Source organism: Aquabacterium sp. J223 (assembly GCF_024666615.1).
Classification (GTDB): domain Bacteria; phylum Pseudomonadota; class Gammaproteobacteria; order Burkholderiales; family Burkholderiaceae_C; genus J223.
In genome coordinates this window covers 3,328,741-3,342,866 of record NZ_CP088297.1, presented here as the reverse complement: position 1 = coordinate 3,342,866, position 14,126 = coordinate 3,328,741, and the positions used below count along the sequence as shown (strand labels likewise).

Annotated in this window: 12 protein-coding genes; 2 read left to right on the top strand and 10 right to left on the bottom strand. The window is 73.7% G+C overall.

Annotated features, from left to right (window positions below; translation table 11 throughout):
- Window positions 1-13: 13 nt before the first annotated feature.
- The 3 genes from LRS07_RS15905 to LRS07_RS15895 all read right to left on the bottom strand — a co-directional run bounded on the left by LRS07_RS15905 (window position 14) and on the right by LRS07_RS15895 (window position 3,738).
- Window positions 14-928: an alpha/beta hydrolase gene (locus LRS07_RS15905; RefSeq protein WP_260498953.1), complete on the bottom strand. Its 915-nt coding sequence runs from the start codon at window positions 926-928 to the stop codon at window positions 14-16.
- 31 nt (window positions 929-959) lie between these two features.
- Window positions 960-1,664 carry a substrate-binding domain-containing protein gene (locus LRS07_RS15900; protein WP_260498952.1) on the bottom strand — a complete coding sequence of 235 codons (705 nt, stop codon included), beginning with the start codon at window positions 1,662-1,664 and terminating at the stop codon, window positions 960-962.
- Between the two features lie 70 nt (window positions 1,665-1,734).
- Window positions 1,735-3,738, bottom strand: a complete 2,004-nt coding sequence (locus LRS07_RS15895) for a hybrid sensor histidine kinase/response regulator (RefSeq protein ID WP_260498951.1) — start codon at window positions 3,736-3,738, stop codon at window positions 1,735-1,737.
- Between the two features lie 331 nt (window positions 3,739-4,069).
- Between LRS07_RS15895 and LRS07_RS15890 the strand changes: the two genes are divergently transcribed.
- Window positions 4,070-4,837, top strand: a complete 768-nt coding sequence (locus LRS07_RS15890) for a TerC family protein (RefSeq protein WP_260498950.1) — start codon at window positions 4,070-4,072, stop codon at window positions 4,835-4,837.
- 15 nt (window positions 4,838-4,852) lie between these two features.
- On the opposite strand, the gene LRS07_RS15885 is transcribed toward LRS07_RS15890, so the two are convergent.
- The 7 genes from LRS07_RS15885 to phhA all read right to left on the bottom strand — a co-directional run bounded on the left by LRS07_RS15885 (window position 4,853) and on the right by phhA (window position 13,444).
- Window positions 4,853-5,323 carry a c-type cytochrome gene (locus LRS07_RS15885; RefSeq protein ID WP_409450553.1) on the bottom strand — a complete coding sequence of 157 codons (471 nt, stop codon included), beginning with the start codon at window positions 5,321-5,323 and terminating at the stop codon, window positions 4,853-4,855.
- Window positions 5,320-7,359 carry a hybrid sensor histidine kinase/response regulator gene (locus LRS07_RS15880; RefSeq protein ID WP_260498949.1) on the bottom strand — a complete coding sequence of 680 codons (2,040 nt, stop codon included), beginning with the start codon at window positions 7,357-7,359 and terminating at the stop codon, window positions 5,320-5,322. Before LRS07_RS15880 ends, LRS07_RS15885 begins: the two co-directional genes overlap by 4 nt.
- A 125-nt stretch (window positions 7,360-7,484) precedes the next feature.
- Window positions 7,485-8,900: an aminotransferase-like domain-containing protein gene (locus tag LRS07_RS15875; protein WP_260498948.1), complete on the bottom strand. Its 1,416-nt coding sequence runs from the start codon at window positions 8,898-8,900 to the stop codon at window positions 7,485-7,487.
- Window positions 8,901-8,961: 61 nt separating this feature from the next.
- Window positions 8,962-9,180: a hypothetical protein gene (locus LRS07_RS15870; protein ID WP_260498947.1), complete on the bottom strand. Its 219-nt coding sequence runs from the start codon at window positions 9,178-9,180 to the stop codon at window positions 8,962-8,964.
- 101 nt (window positions 9,181-9,281) lie between these two features.
- Complete coding sequence (locus LRS07_RS15865; RefSeq protein ID WP_260498946.1) at window positions 9,282-11,324, bottom strand: spermidine synthase; 2,043 nt, start codon at window positions 11,322-11,324, stop codon at window positions 9,282-9,284.
- Window positions 11,325-11,454: 130 nt separating this feature from the next.
- Complete coding sequence (hppD, locus tag LRS07_RS15860; protein WP_260498945.1) at window positions 11,455-12,531, bottom strand: 4-hydroxyphenylpyruvate dioxygenase; 1,077 nt, start codon at window positions 12,529-12,531, stop codon at window positions 11,455-11,457.
- A 16-nt stretch (window positions 12,532-12,547) separates the two neighbouring features.
- Window positions 12,548-13,444 (bottom strand): phenylalanine 4-monooxygenase, encoded by an 897-nt coding sequence (gene phhA / locus LRS07_RS15855; RefSeq protein ID WP_260498944.1) that lies wholly within the window; start codon window positions 13,442-13,444, stop codon window positions 12,548-12,550.
- Between the two features lie 103 nt (window positions 13,445-13,547).
- Between phhA and LRS07_RS15850 the strand changes: the two genes are divergently transcribed.
- Window positions 13,548-14,030, top strand: coding sequence for an Lrp/AsnC family transcriptional regulator (locus tag LRS07_RS15850; RefSeq protein WP_260498943.1), 483 nt, complete (start codon window positions 13,548-13,550; stop codon window positions 14,028-14,030).
- Window positions 14,031-14,126 lie beyond the last annotated feature (96 nt).

The following is a 14,126-nucleotide window of genomic DNA, read 5'->3' as shown; positions in this document are numbered from 1 at the left end:
CCGCGCCGCACCGTCACACCATCGTCGGGGCCTTCGCCGCGCCCGGCGCCTCGATGAAGTCCAGCACCGGCGGCAGCACCGGTGCCAGCCAGCGCAGCGGCGCGGCGATGGCGCCGACCAGCGTGGCGTGGTTGACACGCTCCAGCACCTCGGCGCGCACCGGCACCCCGGCCGCGCGCAGGCGGGCGGCCAGCGGCAGCGTGTTGCGCTCGGGATAGACCAGCCGGTCGTTGGCCGCGGCCAGCAGCAGCGCGGGCGGCGCGCCCGCGGCGACGTGGTGGATGGGCTGGCTGTCGCGCGGGGTGTCGGGCCAGGAGAAGGCGACCCGTGTCTCCGGGTCGCCGATGGGCAGGAAGTCGTAGGGGCCGGCCAGGCCGATCCAGCCGGCCAGCTGGCGCGGCGATAGCTGCTGCGCGCCCAGCCAGCGGCCGTCGAGCGCCAGCATGGCGGCGTTGTAGCCGCCGGCGCTGTGGCCCATCAGGATCAGCCGCGCCGGGTCGGCGCCGAAGGTGGCCGCCTCGCGCCGCGCCCAGGCGGTGGCCGCCGCGCAGTCGGCGAGGATGTCGCGCCAGCCGACTTCGGGGCTCAGCCGGTAGTCCGGCAGCACCGACACCACGCCATGCGCGGCCAGCGCCTCGCCGACGAAGCGGTAGTCGGCGCGCTCGCCGCGGGTCCAGTTGCCGCCGTAGAAGAAGACCACCAACGGCGGCCGGCGGGCGGCCGCCGCGCTGTCGGGCAGCGGCCGGTAGACGTCGAGCCGCTGACGCGGGTGCGGCCCGTAGGCGATGCCCGATTCGCCGCGGTAGCTGTCGCGCGGCACCAGCGCGTTGAGCGCGCCGGTGGCCGAGCAGCCCGTCAGGCCGAGGGCGGAGAGCCCACCGAACAGGAAGGCCGCGCGTCGGCCGGGGAGGAAGCGTTGGAACGGCATGCCGGTTGTACGGCAGCCGTCGCCGTCCGGTTCAGGCCGGCTCCATGCCCTGACGGCGCTTCGCGTCGTCGGCGTCCGCCGACGCCAGGAAGGCCAGCAGCGCCCGCGCCTCGTCGCCACGGGCGCTGGCCGTCGTCACGCCGCCGGAGAAGGTGGTGACGATGCCGACCTCGGCCGGCATCGGACCGACGATCTGGATGCCGGGCAGCGGCAGCAGCTCGCTGAGCTGCTGGAAGCCGAGCATCACCTTGCCGTCGGCCACCAGCGAGCCCACCGGCGTGCCCGGTGGCGGGGTGACGATGCGGTCCTTCACCTGGTCGGCGATGCCCCAGCGCTCGAACAGCTTGGCGAGCGCCACGCCGCTGGGCCCGGTGGAGTAACCGAGGCTGGGCGCGGCCAGCACGGCGGCCTTCAGCGCGGCCTCGGTGGTGACGTCGGGCATCCCGGTGCCGGCCGGCACCGCGATGGCGGTGGGCGAGCGCACCAGCGCGGTCACGCTGTCCGGCCGCACGGTCGCGCCCGCGGCCGGCGCGGCCAGCTTGGCCAGCGCATCGGCCCCCAGCACCACCACGTCGAACGGCTCGCCCGCGGCCACCCGCTTGGCCGCGTCCACCCCGCCGATCGAGGTCAGCGCCACCGCCCTGCCATGGCGCTGTTCGTACAACGCGAGCAGCTCGGCCAGCAGCGGCTTGGTCGCCATGGAGGAGATGAGGGTCAGCGGGGCGGAGTCGGCCATGTCGGGCGGTGGGTGGGTCGGCAGGGGCCGCATTATCGGAGCCGCTGCGCCGGGCGGGCGGCGGGCGCTCTCAGCCGTCCGCCCCGGCACGCCCGGCCTGCACCCGGGTGATGGTGGCGTACACCTCGGCCAGGTCGGCGGGCTTGAGCAGGTGGGCGTCGAAGCCGGCGTCGCGGCTGCGCTGGCGGTCGCTGCGCTGGCCGTAGCCGCTCATGGCGATGAGCACCACCTCCCGCATGGCCTCGTCGGCGCGCAGCGCACGCGCGACCGCGAAGCCGTCCAGCCGCGGCATGCCCAGGTCCAGCAGCAGCACCCGGGGGCCGAAGGCCCGGGCCTCGGCCAGGGCCTGTTCGCCGTCGAAGGCCAGCCGCACGCGGTGGCCGTCGGCCTCCAGCAGCATGGCGAGGCTCTCCGCCGCGTCGCGGTTGTCGTCGGCGACCAGCATGGTGGTGGGCGAGGGCCGCGGCATGGCGACCGCGACCGGGGCGCCCGAAGGCGCCCGCCGCTCGGCGCGCCGGTCCTCGCGCGGCAGGCAGACGGTGAAGGTGGTGCCGTGGCCGAGGCCGGCGCTGGCCGCCCGCACCGTGCCGCCGTGCAGCTCGACCAGGCTCTTGACCAGCGACAGCCCGATGCCCAGGCCGCCACGCGCCCGGTCCAGCGTCGCCTCGCCCTGCGCGAAGAGGTCGAACACCCGCGGCAGCAGCTCCGCGTCCAGGCCGATGCCGTTGTCGCGCACCTCGATCTCCACATGGCGGCCGGCGTCGACGGTGCGCGCGGCGACGTGGATCTCGCCGCCTTCGGGCGTGTACTTGGCGGCGTTGTTCAGCAGGTTGGCCAGCACCTGCACCACCCGCGCCGGGTCGGCCACCAGGTCGATGTCGGTGGGCACGTCCAGCGCCAGCGTCTGCCGCTGCTCGCGCACCAGCGGTCGCACCGTCTCGGCCGCGGAGAGCACCGCGGTGGCCACCAGCAGGTTCTCCTTGCGCAGCTCGATGCGGCCCTGGGTGACGCGGCTGACCTCCAGCAGGTCGTCGACCAGCCGCGCCAGGTGGGCCGACTGGCGCTTGATCATCTGCGTGGCCAGGCCCAGCAGTTCCGGCCGCTCGCCGGCGCGCTCCAGCAGCCGCACCGCGTTGTGGATCGGCGCCAGCGGGTTGCGCAGCTCGTGCGCCAGCATGGCGAGGAACTCGTTGCGCCGGCTGTCGGTGTCCTGCAGCGCCTGCTCCACCGCCTTGCGTTCCGTGATGTCGAAGTTGACGCCGATGAAGCGGTCGGGCGCCCCGTCCGCGCCGGCGACGAAACCGGCCCGCGTGGACAGCCAGCGGGTGACGCCGTCCGGCGTGCGGACGCGGTAGTCCAGGCTGAAGTCGGTGCGGTCGAGCAGGGCACGGGCGACGGTGGCTTCGAGCTGCGGGCGGTCGGCCGGGTGGACGAAGCTGCGGAACTGCTCGCCGCGCCGCACCGCCCGGCCGGGCGATCCCAGACCGAGCCGGTCGAAGGTCGGCCCGAAGCCCTTCAGTTCGTCGGTGCCGGGCACCAGCTCCCACACGCCCATGCCGCCGGCGGCGAGCGCCGACTCGAGCCGCCGTTGCGAGGCCTGCAGCTCCTGGTCGCGCTCGGCCAGCGCGCGGGCCGTCTCGTCGGCGTCGGTGCGGGCGGCCAGCAGGTCGCTGACGTCCATCGCGATGCCGCACAGCGCACAGGGGCGGCCGCCGGCGTCGCGCAGCAGGAACCTCTCCAACCGGTACTGGCGCACCACGGCGTCCAGCGGGAGGGGCTCGTCCACGCGGTGCGGCAGGCCGGTGGCCCAGACCTGGTGGTCGTGGGCCCGCAGCCTGGCGGCGACCGCCGGCGCGAAGACCTCGTCGTCGCGGCGGCCGATCAGCGCCTGGCGGGGCCGGCCGGTCAGCAGCTCCAGCTGGCGGTTGACCCAGCGGTAGCGGCCCTCGCGGTCCTTGACGAAGACGGCGGCCGCCGCACCCTCGACCACCGCCTGCCACACCGCGTCCAGGCCACCGTCCGGCGGCTGCGCGCCGTCGTCGGGGGAGGGAATGGCCGGTTGGCGAAGCGACATCGGCGGGCGTCGTGGCGGGCGTGTGGCGGCAGCGCTGCGCGGCAGTCGGCGTACCCGGCGCCGTCGGCCGCGCCGGCCGGCCGGCGCCATCGGCCCGCAATTTGCCGGCGGTCGCTGCCATGTCCGTCGTCCCCCGCCAGCGGCCCCGGGTCGCCAATCGCCGTGTGCCGGGTCTCGGCGATCGGGGGGTGGCGCGGTCGCGCGTCGAGCCCGTCAGCGCGCCGTGGACCGTGGTCGCGGCGCGGTCGGTGCGAGGCGGCTCGAACCGGAAGAAACCTTCCACGCAACGCGGTTCTAATCGCGTCCACCAACAACAACCGCTGCTGCGTCCATGGAAATCCTGCTCGACCCCAACACCTGGATCGCCTTCGCGATGCTGACGGCCCTGGAGATCGTCCTGGGCATCGACAACATCATCTTCATCTCCATCCTGGTCGGCCGCCTGCCGCCGGAGCAGCGGCAGAGCGCCCGGCGCCTGGGCCTGGGCTTCGCGCTGATCTCGCGGCTGGCGCTGCTGCTGTCGCTGAGCTGGGTGATGGGGCTGACCGCCGACCTGTTCAGCGTCGCCGGCCAGGGCATCAGCGGGCGCGACCTGGTGCTGCTGCTCGGGGGCGTGTTCCTGCTCTACAAGGCCTCGCACGAGATCTTCAAGGAGGTGGAGTCGCCCGAGGCCCACGCCCATGGCGAGGCCGCCGGCGCGGCCGCGGCCAAGGCCGGCCGCAACGCCTTCTGGGGCGTGATCGCGCAGATCGGCATCATCGACATCGTGTTCTCGCTCGACTCGGTCATCACCGCCGTCGGCATGGTCGACCAGATCCCGGTGATGGTCGCCGCGGTGATCGTCGCGGTGGGCGTCATGCTGCTGGCCGCGCGGCCGATCGGCGAGTTCGTCGAGGCGCATCCGTCGGTCAAGGTGCTGGCGCTGGCCTTCCTGGTGATGGTCGGCATGGCGCTGACCGCCGAGGCCTTCGACGTGCACATCCCCAAGGGCTACATCTACAGCGCCATGGCCTTCTCGCTGGCGGTGGAGGCGCTGAACCTGCGCTCCAAGGCCAAGCGCGCGCGGCTGAAGGCCGCCGCCGCGCCGGGCAGCCACTGAGGCGGCGCCGCGGCGTCACCGCGCCGCGGCGTTCACCTCGTCGTGCTTGGCGCGGATGGCCGGCGGCCACTGCGCCTTGATGAACGACAGCACGGCGACGATGTCCTCGTCGCCGAGCACGCCCTCGTAGGCCGGCATGGCCGAGCGGTAATCGGACAACCCGGCGGCCTTGGCCACGCCGAGCTTGGTGATGGCGATCAGCTGGGCGTCCGGGTGGTGCCAGGTGTGGCCGCTGGCGTCGTGCGGCGGCGCCGGCAGCAGGCCGTCGGCGCCGCGGCTGCGCCAGTCGGCCTGGCCTTCCAGCCGCGCGCCATGGCAGGCGGCGCAGTGCTGGGCGTAGACCTGCCGGCCGCGCTCGACCAGCGCCGCGTCGTCGGGCCGCAGCCGGGGGCCGGCGCCGGGTGCCGGTCGCAGCGTCCACACCGCCACGGCCGCCAGGCCGAGCGCGGCGCCCACCGCGACGAGCGTGCGCCGGTGCCCGCTCACGTGGCGGCGGCCGCCACGTCGCCGAGCAGGCGCAGCAGCAGCTTGGGTTCGACCGGCTTGGTCAGGTGGGCATCGAAGCCGGCCTCGGTGGTGCGGGCGCGGTCGCGGGCCGTGCCCCAGCCGGTGAGCGCGATCAACGCGCGCAGCGGGGCCGGCGGGTCGCGGCGCAGCGCGCGGGCGACCGTCAGGCCGTCGATGCCGGGCAGCCCGAGGTCGAGCAGCACCACCTGCGGGCCGAAGCTGCGCGCCAGCGTCAGCGCGGTGTCGCCGTCCCCGGCGGCGGCCGTCTCGTGGCCGGCCTGCTCCAGCAGCGACACCAGCGACCGGCGGCCGTCGACGTTGTCCTCCACCACCAGCACGCGCAGGCCGGTGGGCGCGCCGTCCAGCGGCATCGCCATCGAGGCCGTCGGCGCGTCGTCGGCCGCCGCCGCCTCGGCCAGCAGCGGCAGCCGCACGGTGAAGGTGCTGCCCTGGCCGACGCCGGGGCTGGCGGCGCCGACCCGGCCGCCGTGCAGCTCGACCAGCGACCGCACCAGCGACAGCCCGATGCCCAGGCCGCCCTTGCCGCGGCCGACGGTGTGGTCGAGCTGCGTGAAGGGCTGGAACAGGCGGCCCAGGCCCGCCGGCGGCAGGCCGAGGCCATCGTCCGCGACCTCCACCACCGCGTCCTCGCCGTCGGCCCGCGCCGCCAGGCGGACGTGGCCGCCGTCCGGCGTGTACTTGGCGGCGTTGGTCAGCAGGTTGCCCACCACCTGCACCAGCCGGGCGCCGTCGACGTCCAGCCACAGCGGCGCGTCGGGCAGGTCGATCGCGAAGTGGTGGTGCGCCGCCTCCATCTCCGGCCGTGCGGCCTCGGCGGCCTGGCGCAGCAGGGGCTGCAGCGCCTGCGGCCGCCGCTGCAGCTCGACCAGCCCGCGGTTGATGCGCGAGACGTCGAGCAGGTCGTCGATCAGCCGCGCCATCTGGCTGACCTGGCGGTCGATGATGTCGCGCGACTGCGCCAGCCGCGCCGCGTCGAGGTTGGGCTTGCGCATCAGCGCGACCGCGTACTTCACCGGGGCCAGCGGGTTGCGCAGCTCGTGCGCCAGCGTGGCGATGAAGTCGTCCTTGCGGCGGTCCTGCTCGCGCAGCATGGCGGCGTCGCGCACGCGCTCGATGTGCACCCAGCAGCGCTCGACCACGTCCTCGATCAGCGCCAGCTCGTCGGCGGTCCAGCGCCGCGGCGTGTCCTGGTGCACCGCCATCAGCGCCACCAGCCGCTGGCCCTTGACCAGCGCGGCGCACACCACGGCCTTGATGCCGATGGCGTTGAACATGCGCGCGCCGCCCTCCTCGCCGAGTTCGGCGTCGACGTCGTTGACCGCCACCGACCGGCCCTGCCGCAGGCTGCCCGCCGCCAGCGGGCCGAACAGGTCCAGCGAGTAGTGGCCGCGGCTGGACGGCACGCCGGGCACCGACCAGTCGGCGCGGATGGTGAAGCGGTCGTTGTCGATCTCCACGTCGGCATAGGCGCAGCGGGTGGTGCGCAGGTGCTCGCCCAGCAGCCGGGTGGTGGCGGCCATGACCTCGTCGGCGTCGACCAGCGTGCGCGTCGCCTGCCCCAGACGGTCGAGGAAGCGCAGCCGTGCCTCGCTGGTGCGCAGGGCGGCCTCGGTGCGCAGGCGCTCGGTGACGTCGACCGCGATGCCGACCCACTCGACCACCGCCCCGTCTTCCTGCACCGGGTGGCCCTCCACCTGCATCTCGCGGTACTCGCCGTCGCGGCGGCGCAGCCGGTAGCGCATGGACAGCGCCTGCCGGTCGCGCACCGCCGCGGCCCAGGTGGCGCGCGCCCGCTCGCGGTCGTCGGCGTGCACCGCGGCGAGCCAGCCGCTGCCGCGGTGGGCCTCGAAGGCCTGGCCGGTGAAGCTCTCCCACGACGGCAGCGACTGGTGGACCCGCCCGTCGGCGTCCGCGATCCAGATGACGGTGGCGTTGAGGTCGGCGAGCGCGCGCAGCCGGCGGTCGCGGATCAGTCGTTCTTCGTGGTCGTTCATGCAGGGTCCGCGGGCAGACCCCGCGAGGGCGCGGCGAGCTTAGCCCAGCGACGCCGGTGCGGCACCGGCCAGGGCCTCCCCGGTGGGTCGTCATCGGTCCGCCCGGGCAATGCCCGTGCCGCCGCTCAGGGGTGCGCGGCGAGCCCGGCCTGCAGGCGCGGGCGCAGGAAGTCGACCAGCCGCTGCTGCTGGCTCCAGCTCACGTTGAAGCGGATGTGGCGGTCCTCGGTCTGCGCGTCGGCGCGGAAGTGGCGGCCGCTGGCCAGCACGATGCCCTCCTGCCAGGCCTGCTCCACCAGCGCCGTCATCGCGATGCCCGGCGGCACCGCGCCCCAGAGGAAGAGGCCGCTGTCGGCCATGCGCGGCAGGCCGATGCCGGCGCTCGTCAACTGCTTCGCCGCCACCTGGCGGGCCCGCGCCACCCGCTGGCGCAGGCGTTCCAGGTGCTTGTGGAAGCGCCCGGTGGACAGCAGCTCCAGCAGCACCAGCTCGGTCAGCGCCGGCGTGCTCAGCACGGCGTAGATCTTCTCGCGCAGCAGGGCCTTCAGCAGCGGCGGCTCGGCCGCCACGTAGCCCAGCCGCAGCGCGGGGCTGAGCACCTTGCAGAAGCTGGCGTAGTGGATGACGCCCTGCAGCCCGGCCAGCTGCGACAGCCGCACCGGCTCGCCGGCCTGCAGGTGGCCGTAGGCGTCGTCCTCGGCGATGAGCACCCCGTGGTCGGCGGCGATGCCCAGCACCCGGTGCAGGTTGGCCGGGCTGCTGCCCCAGCCGGTGGGGTTGTGCAGCACCGGCTGCAGGAACGCCAGCTTGGGCCGGTGCTGCACGCAGGCGGCCTCGAACTGGGCCAGGTCGACGCCGTCGGGCCGGCGTTCCACCGGCAGCACCCGCACGCCGGCCTGGCGCAGCCGGCCGAAGAGCAGGAAGTAGCCGGGGTCCTCGGCGATGACCGCGTCGCCCGGCTTGAGGAAGGCGCGGCAGAGGAGGTCGATGGCCTGCGTGCCGCCGTTGACGGTGAGCAGCCGCCCGGCGTCGACCGGGATGCCCTGCCCGCGCAGCAGCAGCGCCAGCCGCTCGCGCAGCGCCGGCAGCCCCTGCGGCGGACAGCGCATCGCCGCCGGCGCGGCGTCGCGCGAGAAGGCGCGCTGCAGCACGGCCAGCGGCACGCCGTCCTCCAGCCAGGCCGCGGGCACCGAGCCGCTGCTGGCCTGCAGCACGCCGGCGCGCAGGTCGTGCGCCTGCTGCGCCAGCCACAGCGGGTCTTCCAGGTCCGCCGCCTCCAGCGGTGGCGAATCGGCCTGCGGCTGCGGCCCTTCGCCGACGTAGCAGCCGGTGCCGCCGCGCGACAGCAGCAGGCCGTCGGCGGCCAGGCGGTCGTAGGCGGCGACCACGGTGTTGGGCGCCACCTGCAGCTGGGTCGCGAGCCTGCGGATCGAGGGCAGCCGGCTGCCCGGCGCGAGCTGGCCGCGGCCGATCAGCTCGCGCAGGCGCTGCACGATCTGGTCGGCCAGCGGCTGGGCGGACTGGCGGTCCAGCGAGAACATGGCGAGGCTCCTCGTCCGGGCGGGTTCAGGCTCGGCGGATTGTCGGCGGCCGCAGCCCGGTTCAGGTCGGCCAGCGGGCCGGCAGGCCGTCGCGCTCCAGCGCGCGCTGGCGGCGTTCCAGCTCGGCCAGGTCGGCGGCCTGCGCGAGGTAGCGCTCGTCGGTGCCCGGTGGCCGGCGGCGCTGCCAGCGCTGCCAGAGGGCGGTGGGGGACCAGCGGCCGATCGCCGCCGGGCGGTCGCCGGCCGCGGCCAGCGTGGAGGGGAGGGGCAGGGTGGTCATGTCGCCACCTTAGGCGTGCGGTCCTCCCGTGCCCAGGTACGGCGGGCCGGGTGTGCGCCTGCGCTGTGTCAGCGGGCCGACCGATACGGCACCGGTGCGCGCTACTTCAGCACGCCGAAGAGGTTGTTGAAGTCGTCGGTCCAGGGCCGCAGGCCGGGGATGGCCGGGAACGGCACGGACGCCTCGCGGATCCCCGGCCGGTCCAGCGTGGCCGCCTCGCGGGCCACCAGCACCCAGTCGGTGGCGCGCAGGTGGGCGCGCTCGCCCTCGTCGTGGACCAGCACCGCGTGCAGGCCGCGCGCCTGCGCGACCTGCTGCACCACCGGCGGCAGCGCCAGGAAGCGGTTGGTGACGTGGAAGGCGATCACGCCGCCGGGCTTCAGGTGCCGCAGGTAGACGTCCATCGCCTGCACCGTGATCAGGTGCACCGGCACCGAGTCGCCGGAGAAGGCGTCGATGGCCAGCACGTCGAACCGCTGCGGCGCCTCGCGCTCGAGCGCCAGGCGGGCGTCGCCGAGCACGTTCTCGATGCGTGCGCGGCTGTCGCCGACGAAGCTGAACTCGCGCGCCGCCAGGTCGAAGACCTCGGGGTTGATCTCGTACAGCCGGATCACGTCGCCTGCCCGGCCGTAGGCGGCCAGCGTGCCGGTGCCCAGGCCGATCACGCCGATGCGGCGCGGCCCGTCGGGCGCGGCGGCGAGGGCGCGGCCGATGCCGGAGGTCTCGCCGTAGTAGGCGGTCGGTTCGCGGCGGCGGTCGGCGGCCAGCAGTTGCTCGCCGTGCTTGACCGAGCCGTGGAACATGACGCGCACGTTGTCGCGCGCGTCGTCGCGCTGCACGTCGGCGGTGATGAGCGTGCCGTAGAAGTTCCGGCTCAGGTGCCGTGCGTCGCGCAGGTCGTCCTGCACCTGCAGCGCCAGGAAGCCGGCGCAGGCCAGCGCCAGCAGCAGGGACAGCGCCACCCCCCAGCGCCGGCCGCGCAGCACCCAGGCGCCGGCGGCGGCCGTGAGCACCAGGCCGATGCCGAGCTCGTAGTAGGCCGGCAGCACCTGAGGCGCGACCAGGCCGACCGCGATGCCGCCCAGTGCGCCGCCCAGCGACAGCATCAGGTAGAAGCGGGTGAGGTGGCGCGGGCCCGGCCGGCGCCGCGCCATCTCGCCGTGCAGGAACAGGCACAGCACGAACAGCCCGCCCACGTACAGCGGCAGCGCGGTCTGCAGCCGCGAGCCGAGGTGCGACTGCAGGCCGACCGCGCAGCCCAGCAGCAGCGCGCCGGCCAGCGGCAGCACCAGGCGGCGGCGGTACCAGCGGTCGCTCTCGAAGGTGAGCACGAAGGACAGCAGGTACACCGACAGCGGCAGCACCCAGAGGAAGGGAATGGCGGCGACGTTCTGCGTGATGTGGTTGGTGACCGCCAGCAGCAGCCAGGAGCCGAGCGCCGGCAGGGCCAGCCACAGCAGGTGGTCGGCGAGTCCGGGCGGCGGGCCGACCTCGGGCTCGACGGCCTGGGCGGCGGCGTCGGCGAGGGCCGGCGAGCTGGCCGCCAGCCGCGCGGCGTACAGCGTCGTCCCGGCGCACAACACCGCGAACACCGCGTAGCCGATCGACCAGCCCCAGGCCTGCTGCAGCAGGGTGCTGTGCGGCTCGATCAGCACCGGGTAGGCCAGCAGCGAGGCCAGCGACGCCCCGTTGGACAGCGAGAAGTAGCGGTACACCTGCGAGCCCCATGGCGCCCGCGCCAGCCACGACTGCACCAGCGGCCCCGTGGTCGACAGCAGGAAGTAGGGCAGGCCGATGGTGGCCAGCAGCAGGCCCAGGATCCACAGCGTCGGGTCCTCGTCGCCGGCGGGCTTCCACTGCGTGCCCGCGACGATGGGCAGGAAGGCCAGGCTGGCGGCCAGCAGCAGCAGGTGCAGCCGCGACTGCCCGCGCGGCGACAGGCGGCGCGTCACCCAGTCCGCATAGCCGTACCCGCCCAGCAGCACCACCTGGAAGAACACCATGCAGATGGACCACACGGCGGCCGAACCGCCGAACCAGGGCAGGATCTGCTTGGCGATGAGCGGCTGGACCAGGAACAGCAGGAAGGCACTGCTGAAGATGGTGCCGGCGAACAGCAGCTTCTGGCGACCGGCGCCCTTCACCCGCGCACCCGACGGCTCGTCGACGGCCGGGCCGCGAAGATGGCGTGGGAGGCGGGGCGAGGGGGTGCGATCGAGGCCATGGGATCCGTTCCGGTCAATGGAACGAACCGTAACACGGCCTTTGCGGAGGTCAGGCCGTCTCCAGCACCCCGCGGCGGATCTGGTCGCGCTCCATGCTCTGGAACAGCGCCTTGAAGTTGCCCTCGCCGAAGCCGTCGTCGCCCTTGCGCTGGATGAACTCGAAGAACACCGGGCCGAACAGCGGCTGCGAGAAGATCTGCAGCAGCAGCCGCTTCGATCCTTCCGCCGTCGTGCCGTCCATCAGGATGCCGCGCGCCTGCAGCGCGCCGACGTCCTCGCCATGGCCCGGCAGGCGTTCGGCCAGCATCTCGTAGTAGATGTCGTTGGGCGCGGACATCACCGGGATGCCGGCCAGCTGCAGCGCGTCCACGCTCTTCAGGATGTCGTCGGTCCGCAGCGCGATGTGCTGGATGCCCTCGCCGTTGAACTGCATCAAGAATTCCTCGATCTGGCCGGAGCCCTTCTTCGATTCCTCGTTCAACGGGATGCGGACGCGGCCGTCGGGCGCGGTCATGGCCTTGCTGGTCAGGCCGGTGTACTCGCCCTCGATGTCGAAGTAGCGGATCTCGCGGAAGTTGAAGAGCTTCGAATAGAAGTCGGCCCAGTAGCCCATGCGGCCGCGGTAGACGTTGTGCGTGAGGTGGTCGACCTCCAGGAAGCCGTGGCCCACCGGCCGGCGGTCCACGCCGTCGAGCCATTCGAAGTCGATGTCGTAGATGGAGCGTCCATCCTCGTAGCGGTCGATCAGGTACAGCGGCGCGCCGCCGATGCCCTTGATGGCCGGCAGGCGCAGCTCCATCGGCCCGGTGGGGATGTCGATGGGCTGCGCGCCCAGCTGCAGCGCGCGGGCATAGGCCTTGTGCGCGTCCTTCACCCGGAAGGCGAGGCCGCAGGCCGAGGGGCCGTGCTCGGCGGCGAAGTACGACGCGATGCTCTTCGGCTCGCGGTTGACGATGAAGTTGATGCCGCCCTGGCGGTACAGCAGCACGTCCTTCGACCGGTGGCGGGCGACGAGGCTGAAGCCCAGCTTCTCCAGCACGGGTTCGAGCAGGCCCGCTACCGGCGAGGCGAACTCGACGAACTCGAAGCCGTCCAGGCCCATGGGGTTGTCGAACAGGTCGGGCATGCAGGGTCTCCTGATGTCAGTGCGAGGCAGGGCGGGCAGGGTGGTGGTGGGAGCCGTCCCCGCGGTGCAGGACGGTGTCGCTGTCGAGCAGCTGGCCGGGGTCGTGCTCGGGCCCATGGTCGAGCCGGCGGTACAGCGGCGCGAAGTCGATGCGGGCCAGCGCCAGCAGCTCGTCCAGCCCGTCGAGCACGAAGTAGGCTTCCTGGAAGTCGTCGATGCGGTAGCGGGTGCGCATCACCCGTTCGAGGTCGAAGCGCAGGCGGTGCGGCGACGCGCTGTCCAGCGCGAAGCGGCTTTCGGCGTAGGACGAGGCGATGCCCGCGCCGTAGAGGCGCAGCGCGCCGTCCTCTCGCAGCAGGCCGAATTCCACCGTGTACCAGTACAGCCGCGCCAGTTGGTCGAGCTTGCCCAGCGCCTGCGCCCGCAGACCGCCTTCGCCGTAGGCCTGCATGTAGTCGGCCATCACCGGGTTGAGCAGCAGCGGCACGTGGCCGAACACGTCGTGGAAGACGTCGGGCTCCTGCAGGTAGTCCAGCGAGTCGGCGCCGCGGATGAAGCGGCCCGCCGGGAAGCGCCGGTGCGCCAGGTGGTCGAAGAACACCGCGTCCGGCACCAGGCCGGGCACGGCGACCACCTGCCAGCCGGTGCGTTTCATCAGCGTGTCGGACAGGCGGCGGAAATCGGGGATGCGGTCGTGCGACAGGGGCAGCGTGTCCAGGCCCTGCAGGAAGGCCCGACAGGCGCGGCCGGGCAGCAGCGCCGCCTGTCGGCGAAAGAGCGTCGACCACACCGCGTGTTCCTGTGGCGAGTGGTCGGCCCAGCGCTGGTCGACGGTCCAGTCCGCAGCCGCACCGACCGGTGGCCGAGGGGCGCCGATGGCGACGTTGGGGGCGGTGGGCGTGGCGGTCGACATGGCGTTGCGGTCTGCAGCCACTGTAGGCCGCGGGCGGCGCAGTTTTCCTGCTGATTCGGCGCGAAACGACCAGCGGACGCATGGATCCTGCAAAATAACCCGCATGGCACAGGAAGTCAGACTGGATGCAGTGGATCGGCGCATCCTTGATGCGCTGCAGAACGACGGCCGCATGACCTACGACACCCTGGCCGAACGCGTCGGCCTGTCGGCCTCGGCCGCCCTGCGCCGGGTCAAGCGGCTGGAGGAGACCGGTGTCATCGCCGGTTATGCGGCGCGGCTCAGCGCCGAGCGGGTGGGCCTGGGCCTGACGGCGTTCATCACCGTGCGCACCGAGAAGCACGAGCGCATCGACAAGCGCCGGCCGATGGACCTGTTCAGCGCGGCGGTGCAGGCCTGGCCGGAGGTGGTGGAGTGCGTGTCGCTCACCGGCGAGATGGACTACCTGCTGCGCGTGATGGTGGCCGACATGGCGCACTACTCGCGCTTCGTCATGGACACGCTGCTCAAGCACCCCAGCGTGCAGGATTGCAAGACCAGCTTCGTGCTGGAGCGGGTGAAGGCGGCGGCGCTGCTGCCCCTGTAGCGGTCTGCCCCAAGGCAGCGGCCCCGACGCTCATCCCTGAACGAGGGGGCCGCTGCGGGGGCTGGGCCCCCGGGGCTCGATGCGTCGGCTCGACCT

Coding starts and splice junctions, on each gene's coding strand:
- LRS07_RS15905 (WP_260498953.1), bottom strand. CDS start 928: ATGCCGTTCCAACGCTTCCTCCCCGGCCGACGCGCGGCCTTCCTGTTC.
- LRS07_RS15900 (WP_260498952.1), bottom strand. CDS start 1,664: ATGGCCGACTCCGCCCCGCTGACCCTCATCTCCTCCATGGCGACCAAG.
- LRS07_RS15895 (WP_260498951.1), bottom strand. CDS start 3,738: ATGTCGCTTCGCCAACCGGCCATTCCCTCCCCCGACGACGGCGCGCAG.
- LRS07_RS15890 (WP_260498950.1), top strand. CDS start 4,070: ATGGAAATCCTGCTCGACCCCAACACCTGGATCGCCTTCGCGATGCTG.
- LRS07_RS15880 (WP_260498949.1), bottom strand. CDS start 7,359: ATGAACGACCACGAAGAACGACTGATCCGCGACCGCCGGCTGCGCGCG.
- LRS07_RS15875 (WP_260498948.1), bottom strand. CDS start 8,900: ATGTTCTCGCTGGACCGCCAGTCCGCCCAGCCGCTGGCCGACCAGATC.
- LRS07_RS15870 (WP_260498947.1), bottom strand. CDS start 9,180: ATGACCACCCTGCCCCTCCCCTCCACGCTGGCCGCGGCCGGCGACCGC.
- hppD (WP_260498945.1), bottom strand. CDS start 12,531: ATGCCCGACCTGTTCGACAACCCCATGGGCCTGGACGGCTTCGAGTTC.
- phhA (WP_260498944.1), bottom strand. CDS start 13,444: ATGTCGACCGCCACGCCCACCGCCCCCAACGTCGCCATCGGCGCCCCT.
- LRS07_RS15850 (WP_260498943.1), top strand. CDS start 13,548: ATGGCACAGGAAGTCAGACTGGATGCAGTGGATCGGCGCATCCTTGAT.